This is a genomic window from Microbacterium profundi (genome assembly GCF_000763375.1).
GTDB lineage: Bacteria > Actinomycetota > Actinomycetes > Actinomycetales > Microbacteriaceae > Microbacterium > Microbacterium profundi.
Genome location: NZ_JPSY01000001.1, coordinates 546,272 through 564,026 on the forward strand (window position 1 = coordinate 546,272; position 17,755 = coordinate 564,026).

14 protein-coding genes and 1 riboswitch are annotated in these 17,755 nt (G+C 68.2%); of the genes, 7 read left to right on the plus strand and 7 right to left on the minus strand.

The genetic code is table 11. The annotated features are described in order from the left end of the window. Positions 1-4: 4 nt before the first annotated feature. The 5 genes from JF52_RS0102580 to JF52_RS0102600 form a co-directional block, all read right to left on the minus strand. Positions 5-1,564 (minus strand): glycoside hydrolase family 43 protein, encoded by a 1,560-nt coding sequence (locus JF52_RS0102580; RefSeq protein ID WP_033104916.1) that lies wholly within the window; start codon positions 1,562-1,564, stop codon positions 5-7. Further along, a complete protein-coding gene (locus tag JF52_RS0102585) occupies positions 1,561-3,948 on the minus strand; it encodes a beta-xylosidase/alpha-l-arabinosidase (protein ID WP_235272357.1) in 2,388 nt (795 codons plus the stop codon). The genes JF52_RS0102580 and JF52_RS0102585 overlap by 4 nt, the downstream gene beginning before the upstream one ends. Positions 3,949-4,018: 70 nt before the next feature. Beyond that, positions 4,019-4,909: a carbohydrate ABC transporter permease gene (locus JF52_RS0102590; protein WP_052166697.1), complete on the minus strand. Its 891-nt coding sequence runs from the start codon at positions 4,907-4,909 to the stop codon at positions 4,019-4,021. Next, entirely contained in the window at positions 4,906-5,922 is a 1,017-nt protein-coding gene (locus JF52_RS0102595; RefSeq protein WP_152594800.1) for a carbohydrate ABC transporter permease, read from the minus strand. Before JF52_RS0102595 ends, JF52_RS0102590 begins: the two co-directional genes overlap by 4 nt. Positions 5,923-5,930: 8 nt before the next feature. Beyond that, complete coding sequence (locus JF52_RS0102600; protein ID WP_033104917.1) at positions 5,931-7,229, minus strand: extracellular solute-binding protein; 1,299 nt, start codon at positions 7,227-7,229, stop codon at positions 5,931-5,933. Positions 7,230-7,381: 152 nt separating this feature from the next. On the opposite strand from JF52_RS0102600, the gene JF52_RS0102605 reads away from it, so the two are divergent. From JF52_RS0102605 to JF52_RS0102625, 5 genes are all read left to right on the plus strand, one after another. Next, positions 7,382-8,380 carry a LacI family DNA-binding transcriptional regulator gene (locus tag JF52_RS0102605; protein WP_033104918.1) on the plus strand — a complete coding sequence of 333 codons (999 nt, stop codon included), beginning with the start codon at positions 7,382-7,384 and terminating at the stop codon, positions 8,378-8,380. 89 nt (positions 8,381-8,469) lie between these two features. Continuing rightward, entirely contained in the window at positions 8,470-9,660 is a 1,191-nt protein-coding gene (gene xylA, locus JF52_RS0102610; protein WP_033104919.1) for a xylose isomerase, read from the plus strand. 2 nt (positions 9,661-9,662) lie between these two features. Continuing rightward, positions 9,663-11,066 carry a xylulokinase gene (xylB, locus tag JF52_RS0102615; RefSeq protein ID WP_033104920.1) on the plus strand — a complete coding sequence of 468 codons (1,404 nt, stop codon included), beginning with the start codon at positions 9,663-9,665 and terminating at the stop codon, positions 11,064-11,066. 60 nt (positions 11,067-11,126) lie between these two features. Next, positions 11,127-11,849 (plus strand): DUF6882 domain-containing protein, encoded by a 723-nt coding sequence (locus JF52_RS0102620; RefSeq protein WP_033104921.1) that lies wholly within the window; start codon positions 11,127-11,129, stop codon positions 11,847-11,849. A gap of 54 nt (positions 11,850-11,903) precedes the next feature. Then, on the plus strand, positions 11,904-12,470 hold the full coding sequence (locus tag JF52_RS0102625; RefSeq protein WP_033104922.1) for a hypothetical protein: 567 nt from the start codon (positions 11,904-11,906) through the stop codon (positions 12,468-12,470). Positions 12,471-12,634: 164 nt separating this feature from the next. Here the strand turns inward: JF52_RS0102625 and JF52_RS0102630 are convergent, their stop codons facing one another. Both JF52_RS0102630 and glyA read right to left on the minus strand, forming a co-directional pair. Next, a complete protein-coding gene (locus tag JF52_RS0102630; protein WP_033104923.1) occupies positions 12,635-13,516 on the minus strand; it encodes a bifunctional methylenetetrahydrofolate dehydrogenase/methenyltetrahydrofolate cyclohydrolase in 882 nt (293 codons plus the stop codon). Further along, on the minus strand, positions 13,513-14,787 hold the full coding sequence (glyA, locus tag JF52_RS0102635; protein WP_033104924.1) for a serine hydroxymethyltransferase: 1,275 nt from the start codon (positions 14,785-14,787) through the stop codon (positions 13,513-13,515). The genes JF52_RS0102630 and glyA overlap by 4 nt, the downstream gene beginning before the upstream one ends. A gap of 44 nt (positions 14,788-14,831) precedes the next feature. Further along, positions 14,832-14,915, minus strand: a riboswitch (ZMP/ZTP riboswitch). A 75-nt stretch (positions 14,916-14,990) separates the two neighbouring features. On the opposite strand from glyA, the gene JF52_RS0102640 reads away from it, so the two are divergent. Next, the gene (locus JF52_RS0102640) at positions 14,991-16,502 is read left to right on the plus strand and encodes a beta-N-acetylhexosaminidase (protein ID WP_033104925.1); all 1,512 of its coding nucleotides are present in this window, start codon (positions 14,991-14,993) and stop codon (positions 16,500-16,502) included. After that, positions 16,499-17,647 carry an N-acetylglucosamine-6-phosphate deacetylase gene (nagA, locus tag JF52_RS0102645; protein WP_033104926.1) on the plus strand — a complete coding sequence of 383 codons (1,149 nt, stop codon included), beginning with the start codon at positions 16,499-16,501 and terminating at the stop codon, positions 17,645-17,647. The genes JF52_RS0102640 and nagA overlap by 4 nt, the downstream gene beginning before the upstream one ends. Positions 17,648-17,755 lie beyond the last annotated feature (108 nt).

The following is a 17,755-nucleotide window of genomic DNA, read 5'->3' on the forward strand; positions in this document are numbered from 1 at the left end:
TCGCTCAGCGCGGCGCGTAGTCGAAACTCCGAATGTGCAGCTCGGTGCTTGTCGGAGCACCGTTGCTCGTGCCGTGCACGCCCAGCCACAGGCCGAGGAATCCACCGGTCGCGACGGAATCGAGCGCTGCACCGTCGGCGACTGCCACGACGTCGAGTTCCTGCGGCGTCCGACCAGCGCACAGCTCGTAAGCCTGGCCGCGAATCCTCAATGCGAGAACGACCGAATCGGTCGCATCGCACGCCAGCGGCATCTCGCCGAGCAGGTGCTCGCGGTCCGCGCTGCGGTGGATGGCGACCACCCGCCTGTCGGCGTGCGGCCCGCCGACGATCGAGAGGCGCACGTGGTCTCGCTCGGACTGCCGTACGACCAGCCCCGCCTCTTCGCCGTCCTGCAGATCGGCGTCGAGTGCGACGACGACATCGACGTCGACATGCTGCTGCCGCATGCCGAGGAACGCGGGGACCAGCGGCTCCGCGAGAGATTCCGCGCGCAGTGGAAGCGTCCATCCGTCTCCGGAGGAGGCCGCGATCTCGGTCGGCAGAGCGCGAAGCGCCGTCCAGCGAAGGTCGTCAGGCGGCACGATCCCGGTGGCGTCGCCCTGCGTCGCCCCTGGCGCCCATTCAGTGGCGAACGGGACATCGACCTCGAGCGGCACCCTTCCCTCGCCCGGTGCGAACACCGGCCAGCCGTCTTCCCAGACCACGGGAACCAGGAACGTCTCCCGCCCGAGGTTGTAGTGATATCCGCCGTACGGCCGCATCGCCAGCATCACTGACCACCAACTGCCGTCGGCCGCCTGGACGAGGTCGGCGTGCCCCACGCCGATGATGTCGGCTCGTCGTCCCAGATGACGGTGGGTCAGAACGGGGTTCGCCTTGTTCCCGGCATACGGACCGGTGACGGCATCCGCTCTCGCGACCGAGATCGCATGGTGGAACTCCGTGCCGCCCTCGGCCGCCAGCAGTACGTATGCACCGTCGACCTTGTAAAGATGCGGGCCCTCTGTCCACACCGCCCCGAGCACCGCACCACGCCAGAGGACGTGCTCCTCACCGAGAAGCTCCATCTCCTGCAGGTCGAGCTCGCGCAGCCAGACCTCGGTCTGATCGTGCCACTGCGGCTCCCGCGCGAGACGGGTGCCATGCAGCCACGCGCGACCGTCGTCGTCGAAGAGGATCGACGGGTCGATGCCGTCGACGCCCAGCCAGATCGGATCCGACCACGGCCCTGCCGGGTCGGTGGCGGTCACGATGAAGTTGCCGCCGCGCCCGCCGTCGTTCTGGTCGACCAGAGTGCACACCAGGTAGAACGTGCCCTCGTGGAATCGCAGTGTCGGCGCGTACAGCCCGCTCGATGACCGCATACCGACCATGTCCAGCATCCCCGGCCGGTCGATCACGTGCCCGATCGGCTCCCAGTTCACGAGATCGCGGCTGCGCAGCACCGGCAACCCGGGCAGATAATCGAATGTGGACGTGACGAGATAGAACTCGTCGCCCACCCTGCAGATCGTCGGATCAGGATGGCAGCCGGGCAGGATGGGATTCTGCACCACCGTCATCGCACGCCCGCGCCCCCGGAATAGACCTCGGCTCCCGCCGATTCGGATGCCGCGTCGGATGCCACCACTGATGCCTCCACCTCGGCGGTCGCCTGCCGCGGATCAGCCGTCGTCAGCACATGCACGGCGCCTGTCACGGCGAGCGTCGAGCGTGCCGTCGCGGTGCCTGCGGCCTCGGTCGCTGCCGCATCCGCGCCGACCCACACCTCGACGTCGCCCGGCTCGACGACGCGCGTCATCGATCGGTCACTGAAGGCGAACCGCTGAGTGGGCACCGAGAACCTCACCTTTGCGGACTGCCCAGGCGCGAGCCTCACACGCTGGAAGGCGAGCAGCTGCGCGACAGGGCGCGTCACCGATGCGGCGACGTCCCGGCCGTAGAGCTGCACGACCTCGTCCACGGTGCGCGTCCCGGTGTTGGCGACCTCGACCGCTGCGGCGAAGGATCCACCGGCGGTCACCTCCGCATCGACGACGAGCCCCCCGTACGCGACCTGAGAATAGGAGAGGCCGAAACCGAACGGACGCACTGGCGTCGGGTCGGTGGCCGTGATGTCCGATGCCCCGCCGAGCCGCGGATGCAGGTACGTGTACGGCTGCGCGCCGGCCGCACGCGGGAGAGAGACCGGCAGCCTCCCGGACGGGTTGACCCGTCCGGAGAGCACTCCGGAGAGCGCCGCAGCCCCCTCTTCACCGGGGAAGAACGTCTGCAGCACCGCGGCAGGGCGGCGTTCACCGTCCAAGGCCCAGCCGATCGCATACGGCCGACCCGTGAGTGCGATCATCACGACCGGCGTGCCTGTCGCGACGACGGCCTCGACGAGCTCTCGCTGCACACCCGGCAGCTCCAGAGTCTCCGAGTCGTTGCCCTCGCCGACGGTGCCACGGCCGAACAGACCGGCCTGATCTCCGACGACGACGATCGCCACATCGGCACCGGCGGCCGCCGCGATGGCCTCGTCGAATCCGGAGCGGTCCTCGCCCTCGACGTCTGCACCCCTGGCGTGCACGACGTCTGCGCTCCCGCCGGCTTCGGCCTCGAAGGCCTCCAGGAATGTCGGGATCTCGAACCCGATCTCGAACCCCGGGTGATGCGCGAGCACGTGGTTGGCGAACGAGTAGCACCCCATCAGCGCCTCGGCCCGGTGCGCGTTCGGGCCGATCACGGCGATCCGCGACGACGCGGAACCCGGCTCGGTGAGCGGCAGGATGCCGTCGTTGGACAGCAGCACGATCGATTCCTCCGCGAGGCGCCGGGCGATGTCGCGGTGTCGGGGCGAGTCCAGGTCGATCTCGCTCGGCGGTTCGTCCTCGAACGCGTCCGGGTCGAGGAGACCGAGCTCCTCCTTCTGCGCCAGCGCGCGCAGCACGGCACGATCGACGAACGCCTCGTCGAACTCGCCCGCTCGGATCCGCTCCGCCAGTGGCGCGAGATACGCATCCCCCGTCGGCAGTTCGACATCGATCCCCGCCACCAGCGCAGCGGCCGCCGCTTCGCCGCGGTCGGCGGCGATCGCATGCATGACCTCGAGGAACGCGACGGCGAAATAGTCGGCGACGACCACGCCGTCGAAGCCCCAGCGTCCACGCAGCAGGTCGGTCAGGTACTCCTCGCTCGAGCCGAGCGGCACACCGTCGATCTCGGCGTAGGAGTTCATGACCGATCGTGCGCCGCCGTCGAACAGCGCCATCTCGAACGGCGGCAGGAACACGTCCGCGATCTCCCGCGGTCCCGCGGACACCGGAGCGTGATTGCGCCCGGCGCGCGAACCCGAGTACCCGACGAAGTGCTTCAACGTGGCATGCACGCCGGCGGACTGCAGACCGGTGACGTACGAGGTGCCGAGCACGCCGACGACGTACGGGTCCTCCGCGATGCATTCGTCCACCCGTCCCCAGCGGGGATCGCGGATGACGTCGAGGACAGGTGCGAGACCCTGATGGATGCCGAGCTCCCGCATCGACTCCCCGATCGAGGCGGCCATCTCCTGCACGAGGTCGGGGTCGAACGTCGCGCCCCAGGCCAACGGTGTGGGGAAGGCCGCAGCCTTCCATGCCGCGAGACCTGTGAGGCATTCCTCGTGCACGAGGGCGGGGATGCCCAGTCTCGTCTCGCGCTTGAGACGCCGCTGCTCCGCCCAGAGCCACGCGGCGCGCTCGGCCGGCTCGACAGGGCGGGTCCCGTACACGCGCGTGTAGTGGCCGAGACCGTTCCTGGTCACGTCCTCCAGCTGGCCGCCGTCCTGCTGGCCGGCCGCCATCTCGGACTGCATCGGTGCGACGACGCCGTTCTGGTCGAGCCAGTACCCGACGATCTGCGCGAGCTTCTCCTCGAGCGTCATCTGCGCGTGCAGCGCACGCACTCGCTCCGACACTGCGGGCATGGCGGGAACTCCCGCGTTGGTATCCGACACGGATCTCTCTTTCATCTCTGATCAGACCTATGTGGTCGATTCAGCCCTTGACCGCGCCGGTGAGCCCACCGACGATCCGACGCTCGAACATGCTGAAGAAGATCAGCGCGGGCAGCATCGACAACGACGTGTACGCGAGCACCCTCGCGGTGTCGACCGAGTACTGCGACGAGAAGTTCTGCACCCCGAGCGGGAGGGTGAACAGACTCGCGTCGTTGAGGATGAACAGCGGCAGCATGTATCCGTTCCACGATCCGATGAACGCGAGGATGCCCACCGTGATCACGCCGGGCAGGCTCAGCGGGATCACCATCCTCCAGAAGAACCCGAGCCTGGAGGCGCCGTCGATGGATGCCGCTTCCTCCAGCTCCTTCGGGATGGCCCGCAGGAACGGCACCAGGATGATGATCGTGGTCGGCAGGGCGAAGGCGATCTGCGGCAGGATGATGCCGCCGAGGCTGTTGACCAGGCCGAGGTTGCGGATCAGCAGGTAGAGCGGTGTGATCGCCACGGTGATCGGGAACATCAGACCCGCTGCGAAGAACGAGTACATGATGGCCTTGCCGCCGAAGTCGTACCGGGCGATGACGTAGCTGGCCATCACACCGAGGATGACGGCGCCGAGCGTGGTGCCGACTGCGGCGATCGTCGAGTTGACCATCGCGGTCCAGAACTCGCTGCTGCCGAGCACGTCGGTGTAATTGCCGATCTCCCACGGCGCGGGCCAGCCGGACGGGTCGGTCGTGATCTGCGAGTTCGTGCGGAACCCGCCGATGATGATGTAGAGGATCGGCGTGATGCAGACCGTGATCAGGATCAACGCGACCAGGTAGACGCCGGGGCTCCCCCATCGCACACCGGATGGCGAGCGTCGGCGTCCGCGCGGCCCGATGGCCTGAATGGCCACGGAGGTCTTCAGAGTGTCGGTCATCGCCGGCGCCCCTTTCGGCTGTCACCCGTCAGCGCGCCCTCGGTGTCGCGGCGGAGCACGAACCGCTGGTACACGAGAGCGACGACGAGTGAGATGAGGAAGAGCATCACGGCGACCGCGTTGCCGTAGCCGTAGCTTCCGGCCAGATGCCCGTTCTGGTACATGTAGGTGGCCATCGTCGATGTGCCGGCGGTAGCCGCGATGTACTGACCCCAGATGATGTTGACGAGGTCGAACAGCTGCAGCGAGCCGATGATCGACAGGAAGGCCCAGATGCGGATGGTCGGTCCGAGCAGCGGAAGAGTGATGCTCCACTGCGACTTCCAGAATCCGGCGCCGTCGATGGCCGCCGCCTCGTAGAGCTCTTCGGGGATGGACTGCATACCGGCGAGCATGAGGATGACGGCGAAGCCGATGTACTTCCACGTGATGATGATCATCAGCGACCACATCGCGATCGCCGGATCCGCGATCCACGAGTTCTGCAGCGCGCCGAGGCCCACCTTCTCGAGGAGGGAGTTCAGCGCCCCGGCATCCTGGAGCATCAGGCTCCAGCCGGTTCCGACCACCACCTCGGCGATCACGTACGGGGCGAAGATCAGCACGCGGATCACGGAGCGTCCGCGGATCTTCTGGTTCAGCAGAAGTGCGAACAGGATCGCGATCGGCCCTTGCATGAGCAGTGAGAGGACGACGATCGTGAAGTTGTGCCCCACGGCTGCGCGGAACGTGTCGTCCTGCAGCATGAGGGCGTAGTTGTCGAGTCCGACGAACTCGGTGGGCCAGCCGTAGCCGTTCCATTTGAAGAAGCCGTAGAACGCGGCCATCATCACCGGGAAGATGACGAAGCCGACGAAGATCAGCAGTGCGGGTCCCGCCAGGAGCGCGATCTCGCCACGTTTGCGCCAGTCGGGACGCCGCGGCGCCCGTGTCGGGACCGATGCACGATCGGTCCCGACACGGTTGCTCCTCGCAGGCGCAGTGGATGACATCAGCGCCTGAGATTCGGTCATTTCGCTTGTCAGCCCCTCGCCGCGGCGTTCGCGATGCTGTCGACGAGCTTCTGCGGGTCGCCCTGACCTGCGAGCATCTCGACGACACCGGTGTTCAGCGCGTTTCCGACGTTCTGGCCGAGCGCGGTGTCCAGCCACAGCGACACGTACGGTGCCTTGCTGTATGCCTCCATGAGCGGCTTCAGCGACGGGTCGGTCACTGCACCGGTCGCGTCCTGGTTGGCGGGGATCGTCTGGAAAGCGGTGGCGTACCCCTCCTGCCATTCCTTCGACGAGACGAAGTTCAGGAACTCCTCGCACGATGCCGGCGAGTCCGTCGAGCACGAGTACCCGTCGACGCCGCCCATCATCGCGCCGGCTTCGCCGTCGCCGCCGTCGACCTCGGGGAACGGGAACCAGCCGAGGTCCGGCAGCGGCTGCTCGTCGGGGGTGAGCCCGGCGATCACGCCGACGTCCCACGCGCCCATGAGCTCCATGGCGGCCTTGTGGTTGGCGACGAGACCGGCGGACGAGTTCGCGCCCTGCTGAGCCGTCGTCGTCAGGAAGCCCTCGTTGAACGGCTCGGTCTCCGCGAACTCGTTGAGGTTGTCGGCGGCGTCCAGCCAGCACTTGTCGGTGAAGTCGGGGCTCGTGGCCAGGTTCTCGATGACGTCCTGTCCGCAGGCGCGCACCGCGAAGAAGTAGTACCAGTGCGCCGCGGGCCAGGCGTCCTTCGCGCCGAGAGCGATCGGCGCGATCCCTGCCGTCTTGAGCTTGTCCACCGCGTCCTCGAGCTCGGCGACGGTCGTCGGCTCGGAGGCGATGCCGGCCTGCTCGAACAGGTCCTTGCTGTAGAAGATTCCGCCGGGCAGCACGGCGCTGGGCACGCCGTAGATCTTGCCGTCGACGGTGAACGCACTGAACGGAGCCTCTCCGAGGGCCGTCTTGACGTCGCCGTCGATGAGGTCGGTGAGGTCCTTGACCTTGCCGGCGGCGACGATGTCGGCGAGCTTGCCGCCGCCGCGCGCCATGAAGATGTCCGGCATGTCACCCGAGTTGACGGCGGTCTGGAGCTTGCCGTCCATGTCCTCGTTCTGGATCGAGGTGACCTTGACCGTCACCTCTGGGTTCGCCTCGTTGAACGCGGCCGCGGCGTCCTCCCAGTACTGCTTGCCGTCACCGGTCGTCGAGTTGTGCCACATGGTGAGCGTGGTCTCGCCACCCTCGCCTTCGCCGCCCCCACCGCTGGTGCCGCTGCACCCGGCCAGGACGAGCGATCCCAGTGCGACGACCGCGGCGCCTGCCGCCAATGCCTTTCGCATCTTCATGCTGTGTTCTCCTCTTCTTCGAGTTCTCGTGCAGCGCGACACGACATTTGTTGCCAGCCACACCAATGTGTTCGTGTGCCCACTCTGACACCGCTCCCATGATCATGTCAAACGATATCGATAACGTTTTCTATTCGGTTAGGCTGACTGGCATGAATGCTCGGCCAACCATCACCGACGTGGCCCGAACGGCCGGAGTGTCGGTGGCGACCGTCTCGAAGGCGATCAACGGACGCGACGGCGTCTCCGCCGCGACTCATGCACGCGTGCTCCGCGTGGTGGCCGAACTCGGCTACGAGAGTTCTCTGGTCGCCACGTCTATGCGGCGCGGCAGGACGAACGTGATCGGCGTGCTCGTCGCCGAGTTCGAACCCTTCGCCCTCGAGCTGCTGCGTGGAGTGTCGACGGCGCTGGACGGCACTCCCTACGACGTGCTCGCGTACGCCGGCACGGTCTCGGCCGGCGATCATCTCGGGTGGGAGCGCCGCTCGCTCTCACGTCTCGGCGGCACGCTGATCGACGGAGCCATCCTCGTCACCCCCACCACCACGCCCGAGCGCTCGAACGTCCCGATCGTCGCGGTCGATCCACACACCGGCGCCGATGGACCGGCGACCGTGGCCGTGCACAGCCTCGACGGCGCCCACGCCGCGACCGAGCATCTGATCTCGCTCGGACATCGTCGCATAGGGCATCTCCGCGGCCGCACCGACCTGGAGTCCGCCCACCAGCGCGAGCGCGGGTACCGTGCCGCACTGGAGAGCGCCGGCATACCCTTCGATCCCGCGCTCGTCGCCGAGGGCGGGTATCGCGCCGCGAGTGCGACCGCCGGCTCCCACGCGTTGCTCGATCTGGACGACCGACCGACCGCGGTGTTCGCGGCGAACGACCTCTCCGCACTCGAGATGATCAGGGTCGCGGCGGAGCGCGGCCTGCGGGTGCCTGACGACCTGTCCGTCGTCGGGTTCGACGACATCCCGGAGGCGGCATCCCATGTCCCACAGCTGACGACGGTGCGCCAGCCTCTGGCCACCATGGGCACCGCCGCCGTGCGAGTGCTGCTCAGCATGCTCAGCGGGGGCGAGCCCGAGCACGTCCGCATGCCGGCCGAACTCATCTCGCGTGGTTCCACGGCCGCGCCGACGCACTGACGCGCCCCGTTCGGCGTTGCGACCCGGGCGGTGCCCTGATATGTTTTTACTCACAACAATTCACCATCGATGTTGAAAGCGACTTCCTCATGGCACTCACCCCCACCCGCGAAGACAAATTCTCGTTCGGTCTCTGGACCGTCGACTACAACGGCACCGATCCGTTCGGCGGCCCGACGCGCCCTCGCCTCGACGTGGTGCACGCCGTCGAGAAGCTCTCCGAGCTCGGTGCCTACGGACTCACGTTCCACGATGACGACCTGTTCGCCTTCGGCTCCACCGACGCCGAGCGTCAGAAGCAGATCGACCGGCTCAAGGGCGCACTGTCCGACACCGGCCTCATCGTGCCGATGGTCACCACGAACCTCTTCAGCGCCCCCGTCTTCAAGGACGGCGGCTTCACCTCCAACGACCGCGACGTGCGCCGGTATGCCCTCCGCAAGGTGTTCCGCCAGCTCGACCTCGGTGCAGAGCTCGGCGCCAAGACCTTCGTCATGTGGGGCGGCCGCGAGGGCGCAGAATACGACTCCGCCAAGGATGTGCGCCAGGCCCTCGAGCGCTACCGCGAGTCCGTGAACCTTCTCGCCGACTACGTCACCGACAAGGGCTACGACATCCGCTTCGCGATCGAGCCCAAGCCGAACGAGCCCCGCGGCGACATCCTGCTGCCGACCCTCGGCCACGCGATCGCCTTCATCGGCTCGCTCGCACGTCCCGAGCTGTTCGGTGTGAACCCCGAGGTCGGCCACGAGCAGATGGCTGGCCTGAACTTCGCCGCCGGCATCGCCCAGGCGCTGTTCCACGAGAAGCTCTTCCACATCGATCTCAACGGTCAGCGCGGCATCAAGTACGACCAGGACCTCGTGTTCGGTCACGGCGACCTGCACAACGCATTCGCGCTGGTCGACCTGCTCGAGAACGGCGGCCCCGGCGGGGTTCCGGCCTACGACGGCCCGCGTCACTTCGACTACAAGCCCAGCCGCACGGAAGACGAGACCGGCGTGTGGGACTCGGCAGCGGCGAACATGCGCACGTACTTGCTCCTCAAGGAGCGGGCAGCGGCGTTCCGCGCAGACCCCGAGGTGCAGGAGGCGCTGGCCGCTTCCAAGGTCGCCGAGCTCGCGCAGCCGACGCTGAACCCCGGCGAGAGCTACAACGACTTCCTCGCCGATCGCAGCGCCTTCGAGGACTTCGACGCCGACGCCTACCTCGGCGGCAAGGGCTTCGGATTCGTCCGTCTGCAGCAGCTCGCCACCGAGCACCTGCTCGGCGCGCGCTGAACATGACGCTCGTCGCCGGCATCGATTCGTCGACGCAGAGCTGCAAGGTCGTCTTGCGCGACCTCTCGTCCGGAGCGGTCATCCGCTCCGGACGAGCCGGGCATCCTGATGGCACCGAAGTGGACCCGTCGGCGTGGTGGGAGGCGCTGCGCAGCGCCATCGCCGATGCCGGCGGGCTCGACGACGTCGCCGCCGTCGGCATCGGTGGACAGCAGCACGGTCTGGTGGCCCTGGATGCAGAGGGGCGCGTCATCCGGCCCGCTCTGCTCTGGAACGACACGAGGTCGGCGGATGCCGCGACCGCGCTGACCGCCGAGGTCGGCGCCGCAGAGTATGCGCGACGCACCGGCGTCGTGCCGGTCGCGTCGTTCACGGCGAGCAAGGTGCGGTGGGTGGCGGATGCCGAGCCGGAGAACGCGGCCCGCATCGCGGCGATCGCACTCCCCCACGACTGGCTCACCTGGCGTCTGCGCGGTTATGGACCGGCCGACGAGTCACCGCTAGGGCCTGTGCTCGACGAACTGATCACCGATCGGTCCGATGCCAGTGGCACGGCGTACTTCGACTCCACTCGAGGCGAGTACGACCGTGAGTTGCTCGCCATCGCGCTGCGCCGCGACGCGAGTGATGTCGTGCTGCCCCGTGTTCTCGGCCCCGCCGAGCACGTCGAAGGAAAGGGCGGAATCATCGTCACTGCCGGCGCGGGCGACAACGCGGCGGCCGCACTCGGAATGGGAGCCGGAAGCGGCGACATCGGCGTCTCGATCGGCACCAGTGGAACGGTGTTCGCCGTCACCGACGTCGCCGTCGCCGACCCGAGCGGCACCGTGGCCGGATTCGCCGACGCGGCCGGAGGCTTCCTGCCGCTGGTCGCGACGCTGAACGCAGCCAGGGTGCTGGATGCCACGGCATCCCTTCTCGGCGTCGATCACGCCGAGTTCTCCAGGCTTGCCCTCGCGGCTGAACCGGGCGCGGGCGGACTCGTGCTGCAGCCGTGGTTCGAGGGCGAGCGCACGCCCAATCTGCCGGATGCCACGGCGTCGCTGTTCGGCATGACGCTGAGCTCGACGACCCGTGAGAACCTCGCCCGCGCTGCGATCGAGGGCGTGCTGTGCGGCCTCGCCGACGGCCTCGACCGCATTCGCGCGCACGGTGTGAACGCAGAGCGCGTCCTGCTCGTCGGCGGCGCAGCGCAGAGCGAAGCCGTGGCGCGCATCGCGGCGCAGGTGTTCGATGCGCCCGTCGTGGTTCCTGCACCCGGCGAGTACGTGGCACTCGGAGCAGCAGTACAGGCCGCCTGGGGACTCAGCGGCACCGCGCCGGAGTGGCCGGTGGAGATCACCGCGCACCCGGGGGCCGACACGCACCCGATCATCCGAGAGCAGTACGCCGCCCGCCGGCCCTGACCAGTCGTCGTACCGCGGCACAGGTGGCGAAAACATAGGATTCCAGGCCAGACTGGAGCCATGACCTTCGCCGCACTGCAGCCTCTCGCCGATCGCGCCGCCTTCTTCGTCGCACTCCGTCAGGACGCGCTCACCACTGCCGTCGATGCGCTGGGCGAGCACCGCTGGGACGCGGACATGGCCGCAGGTACGCTCACCTTCACCGCCAACGCGAACCCCGCGCATCAGGTGGTCACCCGCCCGCACCTGATCGCCACGATCGCACCGGGGCCCAGGTCTCTGCTCTGGGCGTGGGCTCATCCTCAGGGAGACGCGCAGGGCGTCGCCGCTCAGTTGCGCGACTACGGCACGCAGTACGACATCGCCGAGCTCAGCCGGTCCGAACTCGCCTTCCCGGAGGACACCGGCTCGGACCTCGACGAATGGATCGCGCAGGTCGCAGATCAGATCGGCACCGTCGCCGTGGAGATCACCGGTCGCTCCCCCTACTATTCGGCGCCGATCGGCGGCGGCACGCGGGCCGTCTTCGTGCTGGATGCGCCGCTCGCACCGGTCACCGTGCAGGATGCCGTCGTCGCAGCGCCCCGCATCCTGTCAGGGCTCGCGCTGAGCGACGCGCGCTCAGCGGTGTGGGACGCTGCGCGGCTGGCGGGCTGGAACCTGCAGTGGACCGACGAGGCCTTCAGCGGCGCGATCGTCACCGACGCCTCGGGTTCTGCGACCTTCCGCTTCGACGAGCAGGCCCGCATCGTGGGCATCGAGGCTCCGGGCCTGACCGGCTGATCCTTCTCCAGTTGATCCTTCTCCAAGGGGAACTCGACGGCATAGGCTGACGGCATGAAGAACTGGATCGTCCGCGCCGTCTCGCTGTACGTGTTCAACGTCGTCGTCCTGCTGCTGATCGGCCTGCTCATGTCGAGCGTCAGCGTCGGCTGGAACGCGCTGTGGGCCGCCGTGGTCCTCACGCTGGCGACGCTCGCGCTCAAGCCGACCCTGCTCCGGGTGTTCCGCGGTGCAGCCTCGAAGTCGGCCGAGACGCGCACGAAGGTCGGCGAGAAGGTCGTCCAGTACGTGCTGGTGTTCATCGTCGAGCTGATCGTCTGGGTGCTGACCGTGTGGCTCAGCGGAGTCGATGTGCGCGGCTGGTTCTGGGGCTACGTGCTTCCCCCGCTGTACCTGCTGATCGCGTGGGTCATCTACGACCTCGTCGATGACCGTATCGAGTCGAGAGCCGGTGCGGTGTTCGACACGGTGCAGTCGAAGGTGAAGGGCGGTCGCGCCTCGACGACCAGATCTGCGGATGCCACGGCATCCGAGCCGCCGAGCGCGGCGACGCGCGCTGCCGGGGACGAACTCGCCGACGGCCTCACCCCGGAGCAGCGCCGGATGCTCGACGAGCTGTAGCTTCGACTGCGGCTTCGACTCGCTCCGCTCGCTCAGCCCGTTTCGGCTCAGTCGCTGGCGCTCCCTCGCTCAACGCCCCGATTCCGCACACCCTTCCGGGGTCGTTGAGCGAGCGGAGCGAGACGAAACGCGTTGAGCGAGCGTCAGCGAGTCGAAACGGGCCCTCAGCCTGCCGCGCGCTCCGCGGCCTCGACGACGTTCGTCATCAGCAGCGCGACGGTCATCGGCCCCACACCGCCGGGGTTCGGGGAGACGAAGCCCGCGACCGACGCGACATCAGGATGCACGTCGCCGTAGACCTTCGACTTGCCGGTCTCAGCGTCGTCCTCCCGGGTGACTCCCACATCGAGCACTGCCGCACCGGGCTTGACATCCTCTGCCCGGATGAGGTGCTTGACCCCGGCCGCCGCGACGATGACGTCGGCCTCTCGCAGGTACTTCGGCATGTCGACCGTGCCGGTGTGCGTCAGCGTGACGGTGGCGTTGAGCTCGCGGCGCGTCAGCAGCAGGCCGATCGAGCGGCCGATCGTGACCCCTCGTCCGACGACGACGACATGCTTGCCCTTCAGGTCGTAGTCATTGCGCAGCAGCAGCTCGATCACACCGCGGGGGGTGCACGGCAGCGGCGTGTGGATCGGCGCGTTGACGTTCAGCACGAGCCGTCCGAGGTTGGTCGGGTGCAGGCCATCGGCATCCTTCTCGGGGTCGATGCGCTCGAGGATCGCATCCGTGTCGATGTGCTTCGGCAGCGGCAGCTGCACGATGTAGCCGTGGCACGTCGGGTCGGCGTTCAGTTCGTCGATCAGCGCTTCGACCTGCTCCTGCGTGGCGTCGGCCGGCAGTTCGCGCTGGATCGAGTTCATCCCGATCGCCTCGGACTGGCGGTGCTTCATCCCGACGTACAGCTGGGATGCCGGATCCGCGCCGACCAGCACGGTGGCGATGCCCGGGACGATGCCCCGCGCGCGCAGCGCCGCGACCCGCTCGGTCAGCTCGGTCTTGATCTCCGCGGCTGCGGCCTTGCCGTCCAGGACGACAGCGGTCACTGCTGGAGCTCCGGGTAGAGCGGGAACGCACCGGCGAGCGCGTCGACGCGAGCCTTCAGCGCCGCGACGTCGGCGCCGGGCTGCAGTGCCAGGGCGATGATGTCGGCGACCTCGGTGAACTCGGCATCGCCGAAGCCGCGCGTCGCGAGGGCCGAGGTGCCGATGCGCAGACCGGAGGTGACCATCGGCGGGCGAGGGTCGTTCGGCACGGCGTTGCGGTTGACGGTGATGTGGATGTCGTGCAGCAGATCTTCGGCCTGCTTGCCGTCGATCGCGGCATCACGGAGGTCGACGAGCACAAGGTGCACGTCTGTGCCACCGGAGCGGACCTTGATCTGCGCATCCGCGACGTCCTGCTGGGTGAGGCGGTCGGCGAGGATCGCCGCACCGCTGAGCGTGCGCACCTGACGGTCCTTGAACTCGGGGGTCGCGGCGAGCTTGAATGCGGTCGCCTTGGCGGCGATCACGTGCATGAGCGGGCCGCCCTGCTGGCCCGGGAAGACGGCGGAGTTGAGCTTCTTCGCGAGGTCGGCGTCGTTCGTGAGGATGAAGCCGGAGCGCGGACCGCCGATCGTCTTGTGCACTGTCGAGGAGACGACGTGCGCGTGCGGCACCGGGTTCGGGTGCACGCCCGCGGCCACGAGGCCTGCGAAGTGCGCCATGTCGACCCAGAGCAGCGCGCCGACCTCGTCGGCGATCTCACGGAACTTCGCGAAGTCGAGGTGGCGGGGGTACGCCGACCAGCCGGCGACGATGACCTTCGGCTTGTGCTCGATGGCCAGGCGTCGCACTTCGTCCATGTCGACGAGCGAGGTCTCGGGGTTCACGCCGTAGGCGACGATGTTGTAGAGGCGGCCGGAGAAGTTGATCTTCATGCCGTGCGTGAGATGGCCGCCGTGGTCGAGCGACAGACCGAGCAGGGTGTCGCCGGGGCGGGCGATCGCGTGCAGCACGGCCGCGTTGGCTGTCGCACCGGAGTGCGGCTGGACATTGGCGAACTCGGCGCCGAACAGCGACTTCACGCGCTCGATCGCGAGGGACTCCGCGACGTCGACCTCTTCGCAGCCGCCGTAGTAGCGACGGCCGGGGTAGCCCTCGGCGTACTTGTTCGTGAGCACCGATCCCTGCGACTGCAGTACGGAGACGGGCACGAAGTTCTCGGATGCGATCATCTCGAGGAAGGTGCGCTGCCGGTTCAGCTCGCGGTCGAGGACCTCGGCGATCTCGGGATCCACTTCGGAGAGCGGGGCGTTGAAGTACGGATCGGTCATGTCGTCCTCTTTCGTTGCGGAATGAAATGTCATCGGTGGTGGATGTCATCGGCCCAGGCGCGCGGTCGAATTCCGTAACGGTCGCTCCCCGGTGGTGACCCACCCAGACGCCAGTCGCGACCGTTCGAGCATAGCGGAATCCGGAAGTCTCAGAGTAGCGGGGCGATCTGGCTGCACGGGGTAGTCCGAGGTAGGTTTTGTTCATGGTCCTACCACTCGTTCCGCTGCCCTCGTCCGTCACGGAATCGCCCGGAACCCTGCCGTTGACGGCGACCACCCGCATCGTGGTCGAGAACGAGGCGGATGCCGCGGCATCCGTTCTCGCCGACGTGATCGCCGAGCGCACCGGACGGCGCCCCGCCGCCGTCGCGGGAGCCGGACACGATGCGATCGGGCCGGGTGACATCGTGGTGCGCCGCACCGCCCGCGAGGGCGAGCACTACTCGCTTCGCATCGGCGATACCGTGCATCTCGAAGGCTCGGACGCAGGACTCTTCTACGCCGCGCAGACTCTGCGGCAGCTCCTCACCTCAGACGGCGAGGTCTGGACGCTCCCCCGCGTCGAGATCGACGACGCTCCTCGATTCGAGTACCGCGGCGTGATGCTCGACGTCGCCCGCACGTTCTTCGACGTCGACACCGTCAAGGCGTTCATCGACCGTGCGGCCTCGCTCAAGTTCAACCGACTGCACCTGCACCTCACCGACGACCAGGGCTGGCGGCTCCAGATCGACAGCCGTCCACTGCTCACCGAACGCGGCTCGACGACGGCGGTCGCTGCCCGCCCCGGCGGGTTCTACTCGAAGGACGACTTCCGCGAGATCGTGCGATACGCCGCATCGCGCCACATGGTCGTCGTGCCGGAGATCGACCTGCCCGGGCACACCCACGCGATCGGCCTCGCCTATCCCGACCTCGTCGAGATGCCGGTCATGAACGCTGGCCTCCTCACACAGGCGCAGTCGCTCGGCGAGGCCCTCCCGGTCGCCGGGGAGCCATATCGCGGCACCGGCGTAGGGCACTCGTCCGTGAAAGTGCACGACGATGCGACGTGGGATCTCCTGCGCGATGTGCTCACCGAGCTCGCCGAGCTCACACCAGGACCGTTCCTCCACATCGGCGGCGATGAGTGCCTCGGTACCGCTCAGGCAGACTTCGATGCGTTCATCGCACGCGTCACCGCACTGACCACCGAACTCGGCAAGACCCCGATCGCGTGGCACGAGGCGGGCTCCGCGCAGGTCGCAGAGGGAACGATCGGGCAGTACTGGGGCAGCACCACCCCGGCCGGAGCGCACGCCGATCACGCGCGCCGCTTCGCCGGGGGCGGCGGGTCGGTGATCATGTCGCCGTCGAACACCGCGTATCTCGACCAGAAGTACGACGCCGCTTTCCCGCTCGGCCTCGAATGGGCTGCGCTGATCGATCTGCAGACGGCGTACGAGTGGGAGCCGACAACCATCGTCGACGCACTGCCCGCCGAGGCGATCCTCGGCGTCGAGGGTCCGCTGTGGTCCGAGACCATCGAGACGCTGGATGACATCGACCAGCTGATCTTCCCGCGCGTCGCGGCGATCGCAGAAGTCGCGTGGTCGCCGGTCGAGAAACGCGAGTGGACGTCGTTCCGAGACCGCGTCGGACTTCTCGGAGCCGTGTGGGATGCCGCAGGATGGGGTGGCCACCGTCCCACCGAGATCGCCTGGAGCACCCGATGACCACGACGCTGATCCACTCCGTCCGCCTGATCACCGACGGCACCGAGACCCCTGACGCCTGGGTGAGGTTCGAAGACGGCCGCGTGGCGGCGACCGGCATCGGCGCCGATTGGACGGACGCCGACACCGTGATCGACGCGATCGCCGTCGCGGGTGCGGGAGCCATCCTCACACCGGGGTTCATCGACATCCACGGTCACGGCGGCGCAGGGGCATCGTTCGACGACGGCGTCGACGCCATCCGCACCGCGCGCGAATTGCACCGCTCCCACGGCACGACGCGTGCGGTCATCTCGCTCGTGACCGCTCCGCTCGACGATCTCGCGCGTCGCGTCGGCGAGATCGCCGAGCTCGTGACGACGGATGCCGACATCCTCGGCTCGCACCTGGAGGGTCCGTTCCTCGACCCCGGCCATCACGGCGCCCACGAGCCTTCGCTGCTGCGCGAGCCGGCAGCGGCCGATGTGCAGCGCCTGCTCGAGGCGGGCCGTGGCACAGTGCGCCAGGTGACGATCGCGCCGGAGCTTCCCGGAGGCCTCGAGGCGATACGCATCATCGTGGCGGCCGGCTCCGCAGCGGCCGTCGGCCACACCGACGCGGATGCCGCGACCGCCGTCGCCGCGTTCGAGGCCGGGGCGACGATCCTCACGCATGCGTTCAACGCGATGCCGGGCATCCATCACCGTGCACCGGGTCCGGTGCTCGCCGCAGCGGCCGACCACCGTGTCGTGCTCGAAGCCATCGCCGACAACGTGCACCTCGACCCGCACGTGCTCAAGCTGCTCTTCGATGCGGCTCCCGGTAGCGTCGCCCTGGTGACGGATGCGATGGCTGCAGCCGGCAGCGCAGACGGCGGCTACGACCTGGGTGCGGTCAAGGTGACCGTCGCCGACGGCATCGCCCGCGCCGACGACACCGGATCGATCGCGGGGTCGACGCTCACTCAGGATGTCGCGCTGCGGCGTGCCGTCGAGGCCGGGGTTTCGCTTGCGGAGGCCGTGCGCGCACTCACGCAGACCCCGGCGGCAGCGATCGGCCTCGACGCCCAGCTCGGTCAACTCACGCCAGGGCGCATCGGGGACGCGGTTCTGCTGAATGCGCGGCTTCAGGTGAAGCACGTGCAGACCGGTGCTGCGCTGGTCTGAGGAGATGAGGTGGGAGGCCGCCGCTCCCCGCCGACGGCCTCTCTCCCTCTGTTGCGAGCGAGTGGCCCGGAACTCCTCCCCCGAGGATCCGGACCACTCGACCAGTGC

What these genes read in the sequence shown, in the direction of transcription:
- JF52_RS0102590 (WP_052166697.1), bottom strand. Translation starts at nt 4,909, where the DNA reads ATGACCGACACTCTGAAGACCTCCGTGGCCATTCAGGCCATCGGGCCG.
- JF52_RS0102605 (WP_033104918.1), top strand. Translation starts at nt 7,382, where the DNA reads ATGAATGCTCGGCCAACCATCACCGACGTGGCCCGAACGGCCGGAGTG.
- JF52_RS0102620 (WP_033104921.1), top strand. Translation starts at nt 11,127, where the DNA reads ATGACCTTCGCCGCACTGCAGCCTCTCGCCGATCGCGCCGCCTTCTTC.
- glyA (WP_033104924.1), bottom strand. Translation starts at nt 14,787, where the DNA reads ATGACCGATCCGTACTTCAACGCCCCGCTCTCCGAAGTGGATCCCGAG.
- xylB (WP_033104920.1), top strand. Translation starts at nt 9,663, where the DNA reads ATGACGCTCGTCGCCGGCATCGATTCGTCGACGCAGAGCTGCAAGGTC.
- JF52_RS0102600 (WP_033104917.1), bottom strand. Translation starts at nt 7,229, where the DNA reads ATGAAGATGCGAAAGGCATTGGCGGCAGGCGCCGCGGTCGTCGCACTG.
- JF52_RS0102585 (WP_235272357.1), bottom strand. Translation starts at nt 3,948, where the DNA reads ATGCCCGCAGTGTCGGAGCGAGTGCGTGCGCTGCACGCGCAGATGACG.
- xylA (WP_033104919.1), top strand. Translation starts at nt 8,470, where the DNA reads ATGGCACTCACCCCCACCCGCGAAGACAAATTCTCGTTCGGTCTCTGG.
- JF52_RS0102625 (WP_033104922.1), top strand. Translation starts at nt 11,904, where the DNA reads ATGAAGAACTGGATCGTCCGCGCCGTCTCGCTGTACGTGTTCAACGTC.
- JF52_RS0102595 (WP_152594800.1), bottom strand. Translation starts at nt 5,922, where the DNA reads ATGACCGAATCTCAGGCGCTGATGTCATCCACTGCGCCTGCGAGGAGC.
- JF52_RS0102640 (WP_033104925.1), top strand. Translation starts at nt 14,991, where the DNA reads ATGGTCCTACCACTCGTTCCGCTGCCCTCGTCCGTCACGGAATCGCCC.
- nagA (WP_033104926.1), top strand. Translation starts at nt 16,499, where the DNA reads ATGACCACGACGCTGATCCACTCCGTCCGCCTGATCACCGACGGCACC.
- JF52_RS0102580 (WP_033104916.1), bottom strand. Translation starts at nt 1,564, where the DNA reads ATGACGGTGGTGCAGAATCCCATCCTGCCCGGCTGCCATCCTGATCCG.